Source organism: Ruegeria sp. BG5 (assembly GCF_056538425.1).
Map to the genome: position 1 here is coordinate 99,161 of NZ_JBQFTC010000004.1, position 13,430 is coordinate 112,590.

A 13,430-nucleotide genomic window follows, 5' to 3' on the forward strand; every position below is an offset into this window, starting at 1 on the left:
GAATTGCCGTGATCCGTGACCGCGTTACAGCCCGGCGTTGCGGACCCATCGGATGATGGCATCGCGATCTTCTGGTTCCATAAAGGTCACATTGGCCGGCGGCATCGCATGGGTCACACCGGCCTGCAGGTAAATCTGCTGCGCGTTGCGGGCAATATCCGCCTCGGTTTCCAGCAAAACGCCTTTGGGGGCCCAAAGGATGCCCTCCCAAACCGGCTCACGTGCATGGCACATGGAACAGCGCCCCAGAACGATGTCGTGTGCCTGCTCAAACCCTTCGGCTGCTGCGAATTTCTGTTCATAGGGCGTCAACGGCTGCGCCTCGGCCTCTTCAACCGGTTCATACATCGGTGCGGTCGACAGCCACATGATGGCGATGAACAGCATGGCGGTTGCCAGCCAGGTCCAGGTGGGGTTGCCTGCACGCGCGTGGCGGGTGTTGAAATAGTGCCGGATGGTGACGCCCATCAGGAACACCAGCGCGGCGATGATCCAGTTGTATTGGGTCGCAAAGGCCAGCGGGTAGTGGTTGGACAGCATCAGGAACAGAACCGGCAGGGTCAGATAGTTGTTGTGGGTCGAACGCAGCTTGGCGATCTTGCCGTATTTCGGGTCGGGTGTGCGCCCGTTCTTCAGGTCATCCACAACGATGCGCTGGTTCGGCATGATGATGAAGAACACGTTGGCCGTCATGATCGTGGCGGTAAAGGCCCCCAGATGCAGCATCATCGCGCGCCCGGTGAAAATCTGGTTGTATCCCCAGCCCATAGCCACCAGCAGGACGAACAGCAGTACCATCAACAGGGTTGGACGCTCGCCCAGACCGGATTTGCACAGAAAGTCATAGACCAGCCATCCGATAGTCAGGGACGCTGCCGAGATCAGAATGCCTTGCCACAGTGCCAGATCGGCCTTTTCGGCGTCGATCAGGTATAGTTCTCCGCCGACCCAGTAGACGATCATCAACAGCGCCGCACCGCTGAGCCAGGTTGAATAGCTCTCCCATTTGAACCAGGTCAGATGGTCGGGCATCCGCTCGGGCGCGACCAGATATTTCTGAATGTGGTAGAAGCCGCCGCCATGCACCTGCCATTCCTCGCCATCCGCAGGGCCGGGGATATTGCGGTTCAGGCCCAGATCCAGCGCGATGAAGTAGAAGGACGATCCGATCCACGCCATGGCCGTGATCACATGCAGCCAGCGCACGGCAAATGCCATCCAGTCCCAGAACACGGCAAAGTCGTACATGAATGAGGTCTCCGATTGGTTGCCGCCACACTAGGCAAACGGGCTTTTCTTCGGTATTCCCGTATATTGTCAAACTGTATCAAAAAAAACGATAAGATGTCCTATCTCGACAATATCCGCACCTTCGTCAGGGTTTATGATCTGGGCAGCATGTCCGCCGCCGGGCGCGATTTGCGGATTTCACCGGCTGTGACCTCGGCGCGGATTTCTCAGCTTGAGGATCATCTGGGCGTGCGTCTGTTTCAACGCACGACGCGGAACCTGTCACCGACCGAGCAGGGCAAAGCGTTTTATCCCGGCGCGGTGGCGGTGCTGGATGCGGTGGATGAGGCCGAAGCGCAGGTGACGCACCTGACCGAAGCCCCGCGCGGGTCTCTGTTCGTGGCGGCTCCGCTGGGGGTGGGGCGGCGGTTACTTGCCCCGCATGTGCCTGATTTTCTGGCGGAATACCCCGAGATCGATGTGCGTTTGCGCCTGACGGACCGATCCGTTGACCTCACGACCGAGGGGTTGGATCTGGCCTTTTTCATCGGTCAGCCCGAGGACAGCACCTTGCGCATCCGCAAAATCGCCGATTGCCAGCGCGTGCTGTGCGCTGCCCCTGATTATGTGAAGCGGAGGGGGATGCCTGAGACAGGGGCTGATCTGGTGAAGGACAAACACGAATGCCTAAATCTGCGCTTTCCCGGCGCGACCGAGTTTCAATGGATGCTGGAGACCCCCGACGGCCCGAAACGCTATGCGGTGTCGGGCCGGTTCGAATGTGATGACGGAGACGTCCTGACGGACTGGGCGCTGTCCGGGCAGGGCATTGCCATGAAGCCGGTGTTTGAAGTGGCCGATCACCTAAGCGCGGGCCGTCTGGTGGCCGTCGCGCAGGATACGCCGCCCGTGCCGGTGCAGATGGCGTGCCTTTATACACACCGCCGCCATCAGGACCCCAAGGCGCGCCTGTTCATGGATTTCATGATCGAGCGGATCGGAAAAGTCGTCCGAAACTCGGAATTGCCAGCCGGGTAGCGCTCCCGCCCCTGTTTGTGCCGTTCCGGCACCGCACAGCGTTGGGCCGGGCGCCGCAGCTGTGCTGCGGCGCGGGTGCGGCGGGATCGGGTGTGGCGCTGCCATTGATAAAAGCGCAACCGCGCCGGGCCCGCAGGGCGCGGCGCTGGGCCCAACGGGAAGGGACCCTGAAAGGGTCTCTGACCGGCGGGAGGGTTAGCTGCCGCGATAGGTCGAGTAGCCGTAAGGGGAAAGCAGCAGGGGCACGTGGTAATGTGCCTCGGGGTCGGACATACCAAACCGGATCGGCACCTGATCTAGAAACAAAGGGTCATCCCTGTCTTGTCCTGTCGCGCGCAGGTAATCGCCGGCGAAGAAGATCAGTTCATATGTGCCGGTCTTGAACGTCTCCTGCGGCAGGATCGGGCTGTCGGTACGACCGTCGGCATTGGTTTCCATCTCGACCAGCTTGCGATGGGAATTGCCGGACACGCTGTACAACGCGATTTTCAACCCGGCGGCGGGGCAGCCCCGGGCGGTGTCCAGAACATGTGTTGTCAGATAGCCTGCCACGAAAGCCTCCCTCAGATACGTCACTTTGCTGTGACACAGTGTGGCGCAAAGATCAAAACAGGGGAAATGCCGAAAGAACCGGAAACAGCGTTCGGATTGATTTGATAATCATTGGCGAATTTCTAGGATAAGCCTGTCGAAACATCCAAAACCGGAAGACGCCATGCAACCGCCTCGATACCCCCGCGACATGATTGGATACGGTGCCAACCCGCCAGCGGCGCAATGGCCGGGCGGGGCCAAGCTGGCCGTCCAGATCGTACTGAATTACGAAGAGGGCGGCGAGAACTGCGTTCTGCACGGTGATGCCGCATCCGAGGCGTTTCTGTCCGAGATCGTCGGCGCGGCGCAATGGCCGGGCCAGCGCCATTGGAACATGGAATCGATCTATGAATACGGCGCGCGGGCCGGGTTCTGGCGGCTGCATCGCTTGATGCAGGGCCTGCCGATCACGGTTTACGGCGTGGCATCGGCTTTGGCGCGGTCGCCGGATCAGGTGGCCGCGATGAAAGACGCCGGTTGGGAGATTGCCAGCCATGGGCTGAAATGGGTGGAACACAAAGACATGCCCGAGACGCAGGAGCGCGCCGAAATTGCCGAGGCGATCCGGCTTCACACCGAGGTCGTCGGTGAGCGCCCGCGCGGCTGGTACACCGGGCGCTGTTCCGAGAACACGGTGCGTCTGGTGTCCGAAGAGGGCGGGTTCGATTATGTCGCCGACACCTATGACGACGATCTGCCCTATTGGGCACAGATCGACGGTCGGGATCAGCTAATCGTGCCCTACACGCTGGATTGCAACGATATGCGCTTTGCCACGTCGCAAGGGTTCAATGCGGGCGATCAGTTCTTTTCCTATCTCAAGGACAGTTTCGACGCATTGTATGAGGAAGGGCAGGCGGGGGCGCCCAAGATGCTATCCATCGGGTTGCATTGTCGTTTGATTGGGCGACCGGGCCGCGTCATGGCGTTGAAACGTTTTCTGGAATACGCGCGCAGCTTCTCGGATGTGTGGTTTGCCACCCGGTTGCAGATTGCTGAACACTGGGCACAGACCCACCCGCCGCAATCCCATCCGAAGCCGTCGCAGATGGGACGGGACGCGTTTGTCGAAGCCTATGGGGGCATTTTCGAACACTCGGCCTGGATTGCCGAGCGGGCCTATGATCTGGAACTTGGGCCTGCTCATGACACCGCAGGCGGGTTGCACAACGCTTTGGCGCGGATCTTCCGGTCGGCCTCTGAGGCCGAGCGGTTGGGGGTTCTGACAGCGCATCCTGATCTGGCGGGCAAGCTGGCGCAGGCCAAGCGGTTGACGCAGGAAAGCACGTCCGAGCAGGCCTCGGCCGGGTTGGACGCGCTGACGGATGAGGAGCGCGCGACCTTCACCGAATTGAATACGCGGTACACTGAAACGTTCGGATTTCCGTTCATCATTGCGGTGCGGGATCATGACAAGGCCTCGATCCTTGCGGCCTTTCAGCGGCGGATTGAACAGGATCGCGATACCGAGTTTGCCGAGGCCTGCCGTCAGGTTGAACGCATCGCCGAATTCCGGCTGCGGGACGTGTTGCCCTCATGAGCCGCCAGATCGTTGCCGAGCCGCTGACTGCCAAGCTATTTGCGCCTTTTGGTGATGTGATCGAAGTGTCTGGCGATGCCGACAAGATCATCAACCAGGGGCAGTGTGGCCGGTATCATGATCGGGCGCTGCTGGATTTCACCGACGGGCGCGCCGGGATCAGCCTGTTCAACGCCAACCCGCGCGCGCTGCCATATGCGCTGGATATGGTCGAGCGGCACCCGGAGGGCAGTCAGGCGTTTATCCCGATGACCCATCAGCCGTTTCTGGTCGTCGTAGCACCCGATGAAGGAGGGCAGCCTGGGCGGCCCAGGGCGTTCATGACACGAGCCGGGCAGGCCGTGAACTATCATCGCGGTACGTGGCATGGGGTGCTGACGCCTTTGCACGGCCCGGGCCTGTTTGCCGTGGTGGATCGCATCGGTGAGGGTGCGAACCTCGAGGAATTCTGGTTCGACACCCCCTATGAGGTGATTGCGGGCTAACCCCGGAAGGCTCCCGCCCGGTCAGAACGCATCGAAGATGCGCGCTGACCCGTTGAGCCGGGCAGCGCGCGGGCAGGCCCGCCCGCTGCGGTCAGTCCGGATCAACCCGTCGCCATCAAACGGGCCACGTCCAGCATGCGGGCGGAAAAGCCCCATTCATTGTCATACCAGCCGAAGACACGGACCTGATTGTTGCCGACCATTCGGGTCTCGGGGCCTGCGATAACCAGCGATTCGGGGCGGGATCGCAGATCGGACGAGACCAAAGGCAGATCGGTCCAGCCAAGAACCGCCGAAGCCTCGACCGCTTCGCGAAACGCGGTGTCGAAAGCCTGTTCGCTCATGCCGCGCCCGAGCGTTGCCACAAGGTCCACCGCCGAAACGCTGGCGGTTGGAACCCGCACCGCTGCGCCCGAAATCCGTCCGGCCAGATGCGGGAGAACAACGTCGATCAGGTGGGTCGCGCTGGACGTGGTCGGCACCATCGACAGCGCCCCTGCGCGCGAACGCGCAAGATCGCCGCGCGGCGCGTCGACCATCGGCTGGCTGTTGGTGTAACAGTGGATAGTGGTCATATGGCCCGAGACGATGCCGCCGATCTGATCCAGTGCCCGAACCAGCGGCGCGAGGCCATTGGTGGTGCAGGATGCGTTCGAGACGATGCTGGCATCGCCCAGCTGATCCTCATTGGCACCCAAAACCACCGTCAGTTCAGCGGCGGGCGAGGGCCCCGAGATCAGCACCTTGCGTGCGCCAGCCGCCAGACCCCGGCGGGCGACATCGGATGAGCGTGCAATGCCGGTGCAATCCAGCAGGACGTCAACGCCTGACAGATCGATATTCGCCAGATCGGAACTGTGCGTCATCGGCACCGTGCGCCCGTCTATGATCAGGGCTTCGTCACCGGCAGACACGTCCCCGGCATAGGGGCCAAAGGTGCTGTCGTATTTGAACAGATAGGCACAGGTGTCCAGCGGTGCGATATCGTTGATCAGCACCAGCTCGATATCTGATCCTTGCGGCTGGGCCAGAACCTGCCGCAGGATCGTGCGGCCAATGCGGCCGAATCCGTTGATCGCGAGTTTCATGCGCAAGCTATGGCAGGCAGATCAGGCGATCTCAACGAAAGTATTGTACCAATTTCAACCGCAACTGACCTGCGAGAAGAACTGCCCCGAGATGTTCTGATACATGCTGGCCACGATCGGTTTGCATCCGGTTGCCTGCTGGATCGCCGCGATGGCCTGCAGGGTGCGCAGGCGCGGGGGCGGGCCGAACGGGTTGAGGTTGTTGTTGTCGCGGGTGGCACGGTAGATGACCGGCTCGTCCGAGACTTTGGTCACGGCCCATGTGCGGCTCATGACAAAGACCGATTTGGTCTCATCCTTGGCAGCGACCGGCGTGGACAAGGTTGCGGCCACCATGGCGCATGCGGCCAGAGCCATCAGGGGGGTACGCAGTTTCATCAGCCAGTCTCCAATACTCAAACAATGGAATTTGCTGGGATTTCAGCAAATTCCGGGGCCGCTGTGAACCCCTGCAGGGGTAAAAGGCGATGAAACCGGGTTTAGCGGGGCAAGGATAACGGCATATGCCGGTTCACATCTTTGTACAGAAGATACCGGAAACGCCCCGGTCCACCCGCGTAACAGGCCTGCGGGCAAAAGGCGCGTAGCCACATGTAATCGCCTGCCTCAACCTCAACCCAATCCTGATTGAGCCGGTAGACGGCCTTGCCTTCCAGCACGTAAAGCCCGTGTTCCATCACATGGGTTTCAGCAAAGGGGATCACGCCGCCGGGTTCGAAATTGACGATGTTGACATGCATGTCGTGACGCAAGTCCTGCGGGTCGGCAAAGCGCGTTGTGGACCAGCGCCCTTCGGTTCCGGGCATCTCGATCGGCGTCACGTCTCGTTCATTGGTGATGATCGGGTCGGGGACGGGCAGCCCGTTCACGGCCTCATAGGCCTTGCGAACCCAGTGAAACCGCGCCACGGCGTCGGATCGGTTGTGCAACGTCCAGTCCGCGCCGGGTGGGATATAGGCGTACCCCCCTGTATCCAAATTATATTCCGTTCCGTTCAACGTCAGATGCACGGCCCCCTCAACCACAAACAGAACGGCCTGAGCGCGCGGGTCTGTTTCAGGCTGATCGCTGCCGCCGCCAGGCTGAACCTCCATAATGTATTGCGAAAACGTCTCGGCAAAGCCGCTGAGCGGACGGGACAGGACCCACAGGCGCGTGCCCTCCCAAAACGGCAGGTAGCTGGTCACGATGTCGCGCATCGTGCCCTTGGGAATGACGGCATATGCATCTGTGAACACCGCCCGGTCGGTCAAAAGCTGGTCCTGGCCGGGGTGCCCGCCGAGGGGCGAAAAATAGGTTGGTTGTGTCATCATGTGCCTCGGGTTCGTTTGCGTTGCACTATGTGACCAAACCGGGTGCGGCCTCTAGCGCTGGGCTTGCGATAGGTTTGTTCGGGATAATTTGAAGGTCGCCGCGATAGGGGTTGGCCACGCCCCCGCGCAGGTATATCCTTGAAGTCAAAATTGATTTCAGTTCAGCGAGGCAGAAATGAAAGCCCGGGTCTTTTTCGCATTGGCACTACTTAGCATGGCAGGCGTTACGACGACCGCCTCGGCCAAACCATTGTCCCGAATCATCGCCGAAATGGGGCTTTCGCCTGCGGATTTCGAGGTGGCAAACAAAGCCTCGCGCAGCTTGCTGACCGACGGCACGCCCCGCGTCGGCAAGGAGATCGGGTGGAGCAATGTCGAGACCGGATCAAAGGGGACAATCCGGATTGATGCGGTCGAAGGCAATTGCGTCCGGCTGCAACACGACATTCAGCCCGAAGGCAAAGAGGCCTCGCGCGGGGTCAGAACCCGTCAATGCAAGGACGCGGGCGGCAACTGGGTGATGGCGCCCTGATTGCGCTAGTAACCGCGCGCCCTGTCGACCTCATTCAGAAGTGGCGCGCCGGTTGTCAGCCGCTGGAAGTTTTCTGCCACATCCGACAGCGCATCGCCCAGATGCCAACCGGACACATGGGGCGTGATCGTCACGCTTGGGTGCTGCCAAAGCGGGTTGTCGGCTGGCAGCGGCTCGTGACACGTCACATCCAGAATTGCATGGCCGGGCGTGCCCTGATCCAGCGCGGCAATCAGCGCACCCTCGTCAATCAGATCGCCGCGACCGGCGTTCAATAGCTGACTGCCGGGTTTCATAGTCGCCAGCATCTGCGCGTCGAACAGACCCACCGTTTGCGGGGTCGAGGGCAGGATGGCGCAGACATGATCGCACTGCCCCAGCAGACCGGGCAAGGCATCGTCGCCCTGCACGCAGGTGACGCCCTCGATCTGCTTAGGCGACCGGCTCCAGCCCAGAACCTGAAACCCGACAGCGCGCAGCATTCGCGCCGTGCGGTCCCCGATATGACCCAGACCCAGAACGCCGACGGTTGTATGGGGCGTGAAGGTTGGTTCCTTGGGCAGCCATTCAGCACGGGCCTGCGCGGCTTCGTGAAATGCCATGTGACGCTGGGCGCGCAGAATGTAGGCGACGAACCATTCGGCAATGCCTTGTGCCGGTGCATCCGGTTTCAGGCGCGCAACCCGCATGTGATCCGGCAGGTTGGGATTGCCGACAATCGTTTCTACGCCCGCCCCAAGCTTTTGCACCAGTTTCAGGTTCGGCAGCTGGTGCAGGTGGTCGTCTTTCAGGCCCACGACCGCAACCATCGTGATCTCATCGGCGTTGCCGATTGCGTCCGGCGTGCGAATATCGGCACCGGGGATCGCGGACCGGATGTCATTGGCGATGTCCGCATCGCTGATCCAGTTGGTCAGGCCGGTGTCTATCAACAGCGCCATGGGCGGTTCCTTCCCTTGAAATTGAACGTGGTGACGTTCCGTCACGCAACTGGACAGAGTCGCAACAGTTAAGCCATCCTCGGTCCGTAAGGTACAGCCCGGATTTCACCCGGCAGGAGGGAATTTCATGAATATGTCATTTGGTTTGCGCGAGGAAAACCGCGCCCTTTTGCAACGTGTCGCCGACATGGTCCGGGATGAGATCATGCCGCTGGAAGAAGAATACCAGGCCGAGATCAACAAGGACGACCGCTGGCAATATACCGAACGCCAGGCCGAAATCCTTGAGGGGCTGAAAGCCAAAGCCAAGGCCGCCGGTCTGTGGAATTTCTGGCTGACCGACAGCGACAAAGGGTTCGGGCTGACCACGGTTGAATATGCTTATTTCGCCGAAGAGATGGGCAAGACCCCCCTTGGGGCCGAGGTGTTCAACTGTTCCGCCCCCGACACCGGCAATATGGAAGTGTTCGAGCGTTACGGCACCGAGGCGATGAAACAACAGTGGTTGAAGCCACTGCTCGACGGCCAGATCCGCTCGGCCTATCTGATGACCGAACCGGATGTGGCTTCATCCGATGCGACCAATGTGTCGATGTCCTGCGTGCGGGACGGCGATGACTATGTCCTGAATGGCGAGAAATGGTGGTCATCCGGCGCGGGCGATCCGCGCTGCAAGGTCTATATCGTGATGGTCAAAACCGGCGGCGAGGATCAGCCCAAGCACAAGCGCCAGTCGATGATCGTGGTGCCCGCCGATACGCCCGGGATCGAGGTTCTGCGACCCATGCAGGTCTACGGCCACGACGACGCGCCGCACGGCCATATGCATATTCGGTTTACCGACGTGCGCGTGCCCGCAGAGAATATCCTCTTGGGCGAAGGCCGCGGGTTCGAGATTGCGCAGGGCCGCTTGGGGCCGGGGCGCATTCACCATTGCATGCGCGCAATCGGTCAGGCGGAAAGCGCACTGGAGCAGATGTGCAAGCGTTCCATGCAGCGTGAGGCGTTCGGCAAGAAGCTGGCGCAGCTGGGTGCCAATTACGACATCATCGCCGAATGCCGGATGGAGATCGAGATGGCCCGCCTGCTGTGTCTGAAAGCGGCGTGGTACATGGATCAGGGCGATGCGCGGGCCGCGGCCCCGTGGATCAGCCAGATCAAGGTGGTTGCGCCTCGGGTCGCGCTGAAGGTGATCGACGAGGCGGTGCAGATGTTCGGCGGGCAAGGGGTCAGTCAGGACACACCACTGGCCACCGCCTGGACTCATGTGCGAACCCTGCGACTGGCCGACGGACCAGACGCGGTTCACCGCCGTCAGGTCGCGCGGGCCGAATTGAAGAAACACACGCAGGAAAAGGTCTGACGCACCGCATGACCAGGTACGAATTCGACAATCTCGCCTATTTTCATCAGCGAGAAGATGGGGCTTTTGTCGGCAACGACCCGGCGCGCGGCCCCTGGTCAGCCGATCATTGTCACGCGGGGCCCGTCAGCGGCCTGATCGTGCGCGCTGCTGAAACCGAGGTTGGGCCCGAGAAGATGCTGACCCGTCTGACGGTTGATCTGCTGCGCCCTCTGCCCCTGTCGGGCTTGCGGGTGGCGGCAGAGACTACACGGCACACCAAAACGCTAGCCACCACGCGGGTGACGGTGCACGATCTGGACGACACCCTGTGCGCTACGGCGACAACCATGCATCTGGCGCGTCGTGATCTGGGCACAGTGCCCAATGTCCACGTCACTCAGCTGCGGTTCGAAGATGCGGTTGATGGGCCTTTCCCGATCGGTGAACTGCGCCACGACCTTCCGGGATTTGCCCATTACAGCGACATCAGATACCCGGCAGGGGGCAAACAGGGGGCCGGGCCGAAAGCCATCTGGATGCGCACGCCGAACCTGTTGGAGGGTGAGGTGCAATCGCCGATCCAGTCGCTTTGCCCGCTGGCCGATTGCGGCAACGGTATCTCGTGGAATGCGCCAACGGCGGAAATGGGGTTCATGAACACCGATCTGACGGTGAACATCCATCGCGAGCCTGTCTCGGAATGGTTGGCAGCCGACTCGATCTCGCACTGGCAACCTTCGGGCGTCGGCATGTCGCAATCGGTTCTGTATGATGCCGAAGGGCCAGTGGGGACAGCGCTGCAAACGTTGGTTCTGTTCCCACCCACATGATGCGCTCGGCCGGTTTCTGCGGTGAAGCCGGGAAACGCATTGCCGCTGCGGTGTTGCCGCCCTATCTTGCCGGCATGCGTTGGCTGATACCCATTCTGACTTGCTGCCTGCCGATCCCCGCGCTGGCCCACCCGCATGTCTTCATTGACACCGGGCTGGAGTTCATCGTGGACGAAGCAGGCAACCTGACCCATGTGCGCGTGACCTGGGCGTATGACGAATTCTACTCGCTGCTGGTTCTGGAGGATTTGAAGCTGGATCAGGACGCAGATGGCGTTCTGACAGAAAGCGAAGAGGCGTATCTGACCGGGTTCGACGCGCAATGGGTCGAAGGCTACAACGGCGATCTGGTCGTGACTGCCGGTGGTGCGCCGGTCAAGCTGTCCGGTCCGCTGGAACCCCACGCGACAGCCGAGAACGGGCGCGTCGTGACCACGCATCTGCGCGAGGTCGAAGGGGGTGCCGTGCCAGCTTACGCCTTGTCGGCCAAACCGTTTGATGAGACCTACTATACCGCATACGAAGTCAACCGGCCCGTGACCGTGTCCGGCCCGTCCACATGTTTTATCGAGCGTGTCGATCCCGATATCGATGGTCAGTTGGCGCAGATGCGGGCGTTTCTGCTGACATTGGATGCGGATTACGATCTGGAGGAAAACGACATCCCTCTGGTGGGCGAGAACTTCGCGACTGAGATCCTCGTGTCATGTCCAAATACCTGATCGTTCCGGTTGCCATCGCCTTTGGCCTGTTGGCCTGGTTCTGGGGAAGCGGTGGCTTTGACAGCCTCGCCGCCTGGGCCGCGGGTGAGCAGCGCGAGTTTCAGAACCAGATCGCACGGGCCTTGCGGGCAGCGCGGGCCGAGCAGCCGCAAGCCGTGGCAACGCTGCTGACCGTTTGTTTCGCCTACGGGTTCTTTCACGCGATCGGTCCCGGTCACGGCAAGGTCCTGATCGGAGGGTACGGTCTGGGCCGCCGCGTCGCGTTCTGGCGCTTGTCCGCGATCAGTGTGCTGTCCAGTCTTGGTCAGGCGGTGACGGCGGTTGTTCTGGTCTATGCCGGAGTGCTGGTCTTTCAGCTGTCGCGCGAGACCTTGGTAGGCACGACCGAGCAGGTAATGGCCCCCATCAGCTACGCGGCGATTGCAGCGATTGGCCTGTGGCTGGTTTTTCGGGGGGTGCGTAGCTTTGTCAGGCGGTCCCGTAACGACGCCAAGCCTTCCCATGCCCATGATCACCACCACCATCATCACCACGAGGGCGAGGTCTGTTCGGATTGCGGCCACCGCCACGGCCCCAGCGCGGAAGAAGTCGCCAATGTCGGCAGCCTGCGCGAGGCGATCATCCTGATCGCAGGTATTGCCGCGCGCCCCTGTACCGGCGCGCTTTTCGTGCTGATTCTGACCTGGCAGATGGGTATTGCGATGGTCGGTATCGCCGGAGCCTTCTCGATGGCGCTGGGCACGGCACTGGTTACTACCTTGGTCGGCTGGACGTCATTTGGGCTGCGCGGCGGGCTGCTTGCTTCGGCCTCGGCCACCCGGTTCGCCTCCGTTCTGGCACCGACCATCGAACTGGTGGCGGGGCTGGTGATCGCGGTTATAGCCGGTGGTCTGCTGTTGCGCGCGATCTAGGTCAGTCGAAGACCGGCTCGGGGTAGCCGACCCGCGCCAGATACAGCCCTTGCGGCGGGCATACAGGTCCACAGGCCGCCCGGTCGGTGGCCTGCAACGCATCGCGCACGTCCTCGGGTGACCACGAGCCCGCGCCAACGCGTTCCAGCGTGCCGACGAAACTGCGCACCTGATTGTGCAGGAAGGACCGGGCGCGGACGTGGAAATGAACCTCGGGGCCGGAAAAGCCCTGAACCCGCTCGACCCGCAACTCATCCAGAGTTTTGACCGGGCTGGCCGCCTGACAGATCGACGAGCGGAACGTGGTGAAGTCATGCCGCCCGATCAGCATGTCGGCACCCTTCTGCATGGCATCGACATCCAGTTTATGATTGACGCGCCAGACCTGCCCCTTGTCATGGGTCGCGGGCGCACGGCGCATCAGGATGCGGAACAGGTATTGGCGTTCGACCGCCGTGAACCGCGCATGCCAGTCGTCCGCGACCTGCGCGGCCTGCACAATGGCCACCGGTTGCGGCTTGAGGTGATAGTTCAGCGCCTCGGACAGGCGGAACGGATCCCAATCCTTGATCAGATCGCAATGGGCCACTTGCCCCAGCGCATGCACGCCCGCATCGGTACGCCCGGCGGCGGCAATGGTGTGATCGCCCGGTTGAATGCGGGACAAGGCGTACTCGATGGCACCCTGTACCGACGGCAAGTCCTTCTGCCGCTGCCAACCGGCAAACGGTTCCCCCTGGTATTCGACTTTCAACGCATATCTGGGCATGCGCCGCTGGTAGCGTGCGGCGCGCAAACGGGCAAGGGGGCGAAAGCACTGGCATGTCCGAAGGCGGCTACCTATCTTGGGCAAAACGATAA

General features: G+C 61.5%; 15 protein-coding genes. 8 read left to right on the forward strand and 7 right to left on the reverse strand.

Annotated features, from left to right (window positions below):
- Positions 1–24: 24 nt before the first annotated feature.
- Positions 25–1,248, reverse strand: coding sequence for a urate hydroxylase PuuD (locus ACR0KX_RS13955; protein ID WP_170623801.1), 1,224 nt, complete (start codon positions 1,246–1,248; stop codon positions 25–27).
- Between the two features lie 96 nt (positions 1,249–1,344).
- Between ACR0KX_RS13955 and ACR0KX_RS13960 the strand changes: the two genes are divergently transcribed.
- Complete coding sequence (locus ACR0KX_RS13960; protein WP_170520487.1) at positions 1,345–2,268, forward strand: LysR family transcriptional regulator; 924 nt, start codon at positions 1,345–1,347, stop codon at positions 2,266–2,268.
- A 195-nt stretch (positions 2,269–2,463) separates the two neighbouring features.
- Here the strand turns inward: ACR0KX_RS13960 and uraH are convergent, their stop codons facing one another.
- Positions 2,464–2,820, reverse strand: coding sequence for a hydroxyisourate hydrolase (uraH, locus tag ACR0KX_RS13965; protein ID WP_170623799.1), 357 nt, complete (start codon positions 2,818–2,820; stop codon positions 2,464–2,466).
- Between the two features lie 163 nt (positions 2,821–2,983).
- On the opposite strand from uraH, the gene puuE reads away from it, so the two are divergent.
- Both puuE and ACR0KX_RS13975 read left to right on the forward strand, forming a co-directional pair.
- Positions 2,984–4,402 carry an allantoinase PuuE gene (puuE, locus tag ACR0KX_RS13970; RefSeq protein WP_170623797.1) on the forward strand — a complete coding sequence of 473 codons (1,419 nt, stop codon included), beginning with the start codon at positions 2,984–2,986 and terminating at the stop codon, positions 4,400–4,402.
- Positions 4,399–4,887 (forward strand): ureidoglycolate lyase, encoded by a 489-nt coding sequence (locus ACR0KX_RS13975; protein ID WP_170520491.1) that lies wholly within the window; start codon positions 4,399–4,401, stop codon positions 4,885–4,887. The genes puuE and ACR0KX_RS13975 overlap by 4 nt, the downstream gene beginning before the upstream one ends.
- Positions 4,888–4,988: 101 nt before the next feature.
- Here ACR0KX_RS13975 and ACR0KX_RS13980 read toward each other — a convergent pair whose 3' ends face one another.
- The 3 genes from ACR0KX_RS13980 to ACR0KX_RS13990 form a co-directional block, all read right to left on the reverse strand.
- On the reverse strand, positions 4,989–5,975 hold the full coding sequence (locus tag ACR0KX_RS13980) for a glyceraldehyde 3-phosphate dehydrogenase NAD-binding domain-containing protein (protein ID WP_170623795.1): 987 nt from the start codon (positions 5,973–5,975) through the stop codon (positions 4,989–4,991).
- Between the two features lie 54 nt (positions 5,976–6,029).
- Positions 6,030–6,353 carry a hypothetical protein gene (locus ACR0KX_RS13985; RefSeq protein WP_480626831.1) on the reverse strand — a complete coding sequence of 108 codons (324 nt, stop codon included), beginning with the start codon at positions 6,351–6,353 and terminating at the stop codon, positions 6,030–6,032.
- Positions 6,354–6,454: 101 nt separating this feature from the next.
- On the reverse strand, positions 6,455–7,285 hold the full coding sequence (locus tag ACR0KX_RS13990; protein ID WP_170623793.1) for a bifunctional allantoicase/(S)-ureidoglycine aminohydrolase: 831 nt from the start codon (positions 7,283–7,285) through the stop codon (positions 6,455–6,457).
- Between the two features lie 217 nt (positions 7,286–7,502).
- Between ACR0KX_RS13990 and ACR0KX_RS13995 the strand changes: the two genes are divergently transcribed.
- A complete protein-coding gene (locus ACR0KX_RS13995; protein WP_480708523.1) occupies positions 7,503–7,820 on the forward strand; it encodes a hypothetical protein in 318 nt (105 codons plus the stop codon).
- A gap of 5 nt (positions 7,821–7,825) precedes the next feature.
- Here the strand turns inward: ACR0KX_RS13995 and ACR0KX_RS14000 are convergent, their stop codons facing one another.
- On the reverse strand, positions 7,826–8,761 hold the full coding sequence (locus ACR0KX_RS14000) for a 2-hydroxyacid dehydrogenase (protein WP_170623789.1): 936 nt from the start codon (positions 8,759–8,761) through the stop codon (positions 7,826–7,828).
- A 127-nt stretch (positions 8,762–8,888) separates the two neighbouring features.
- Here ACR0KX_RS14000 and ACR0KX_RS14005 point away from each other — a divergent pair, with 127 nt between their 5' ends.
- From ACR0KX_RS14005 to ACR0KX_RS14020, 4 genes are read left to right on the forward strand one after another with little or no spacing between them, the layout of a single operon-like run.
- Complete coding sequence (locus ACR0KX_RS14005) at positions 8,889–10,124, forward strand: acyl-CoA dehydrogenase family protein (RefSeq protein WP_170454357.1); 1,236 nt, start codon at positions 8,889–8,891, stop codon at positions 10,122–10,124.
- 8 nt (positions 10,125–10,132) lie between these two features.
- Positions 10,133–10,936: a thioesterase family protein gene (locus ACR0KX_RS14010; RefSeq protein ID WP_170623786.1), complete on the forward strand. Its 804-nt coding sequence runs from the start codon at positions 10,133–10,135 to the stop codon at positions 10,934–10,936.
- Positions 10,933–11,658 (forward strand): DUF1007 family protein, encoded by a 726-nt coding sequence (locus tag ACR0KX_RS14015; RefSeq protein ID WP_480580163.1) that lies wholly within the window; start codon positions 10,933–10,935, stop codon positions 11,656–11,658. Before ACR0KX_RS14010 ends, ACR0KX_RS14015 begins: the two co-directional genes overlap by 4 nt.
- Positions 11,643–12,569, forward strand: a complete 927-nt coding sequence (locus ACR0KX_RS14020; protein ID WP_170623784.1) for a HoxN/HupN/NixA family nickel/cobalt transporter — start codon at positions 11,643–11,645, stop codon at positions 12,567–12,569. Before ACR0KX_RS14015 ends, ACR0KX_RS14020 begins: the two co-directional genes overlap by 16 nt.
- A gap of 1 nt (position 12,570) precedes the next feature.
- Here ACR0KX_RS14020 and truA read toward each other — a convergent pair whose 3' ends face one another.
- Positions 12,571–13,338, reverse strand: a complete 768-nt coding sequence (gene truA / locus ACR0KX_RS14025; protein WP_170623781.1) for a tRNA pseudouridine(38-40) synthase TruA — start codon at positions 13,336–13,338, stop codon at positions 12,571–12,573.
- Positions 13,339–13,430 lie beyond the last annotated feature (92 nt).

Bases quoted from the DNA above. Each gene is read 5' to 3' on its own strand.
- ACR0KX_RS13955 (WP_170623801.1), bottom strand. From the start codon at position 1,248: ATGTACGACTTTGCCGTGTTCTGGGACTGGATGGCATTTGCCGTGCGC.
- ACR0KX_RS13960 (WP_170520487.1), top strand. From the start codon at position 1,345: ATGTCCTATCTCGACAATATCCGCACCTTCGTCAGGGTTTATGATCTG.
- puuE (WP_170623797.1), top strand. From the start codon at position 2,984: ATGCAACCGCCTCGATACCCCCGCGACATGATTGGATACGGTGCCAAC.
- ACR0KX_RS13975 (WP_170520491.1), top strand. From the start codon at position 4,399: ATGAGCCGCCAGATCGTTGCCGAGCCGCTGACTGCCAAGCTATTTGCG.
- ACR0KX_RS13980 (WP_170623795.1), bottom strand. From the start codon at position 5,975: ATGAAACTCGCGATCAACGGATTCGGCCGCATTGGCCGCACGATCCTG.
- ACR0KX_RS13985 (WP_480626831.1), bottom strand. From the start codon at position 6,353: ATGAAACTGCGTACCCCCCTGATGGCTCTGGCCGCATGCGCCATGGTG.
- ACR0KX_RS13990 (WP_170623793.1), bottom strand. From the start codon at position 7,285: ATGACACAACCAACCTATTTTTCGCCCCTCGGCGGGCACCCCGGCCAG.
- ACR0KX_RS13995 (WP_480708523.1), top strand. From the start codon at position 7,503: ATGGCAGGCGTTACGACGACCGCCTCGGCCAAACCATTGTCCCGAATC.
- ACR0KX_RS14000 (WP_170623789.1), bottom strand. From the start codon at position 8,761: ATGGCGCTGTTGATAGACACCGGCCTGACCAACTGGATCAGCGATGCG.
- ACR0KX_RS14005 (WP_170454357.1), top strand. From the start codon at position 8,889: ATGAATATGTCATTTGGTTTGCGCGAGGAAAACCGCGCCCTTTTGCAA.
- ACR0KX_RS14010 (WP_170623786.1), top strand. From the start codon at position 10,133: ATGACCAGGTACGAATTCGACAATCTCGCCTATTTTCATCAGCGAGAA.
- ACR0KX_RS14015 (WP_480580163.1), top strand. From the start codon at position 10,933: ATGATGCGCTCGGCCGGTTTCTGCGGTGAAGCCGGGAAACGCATTGCC.
- ACR0KX_RS14020 (WP_170623784.1), top strand. From the start codon at position 11,643: ATGTCCAAATACCTGATCGTTCCGGTTGCCATCGCCTTTGGCCTGTTG.
- truA (WP_170623781.1), bottom strand. From the start codon at position 13,338: ATGCCCAGATATGCGTTGAAAGTCGAATACCAGGGGGAACCGTTTGCC.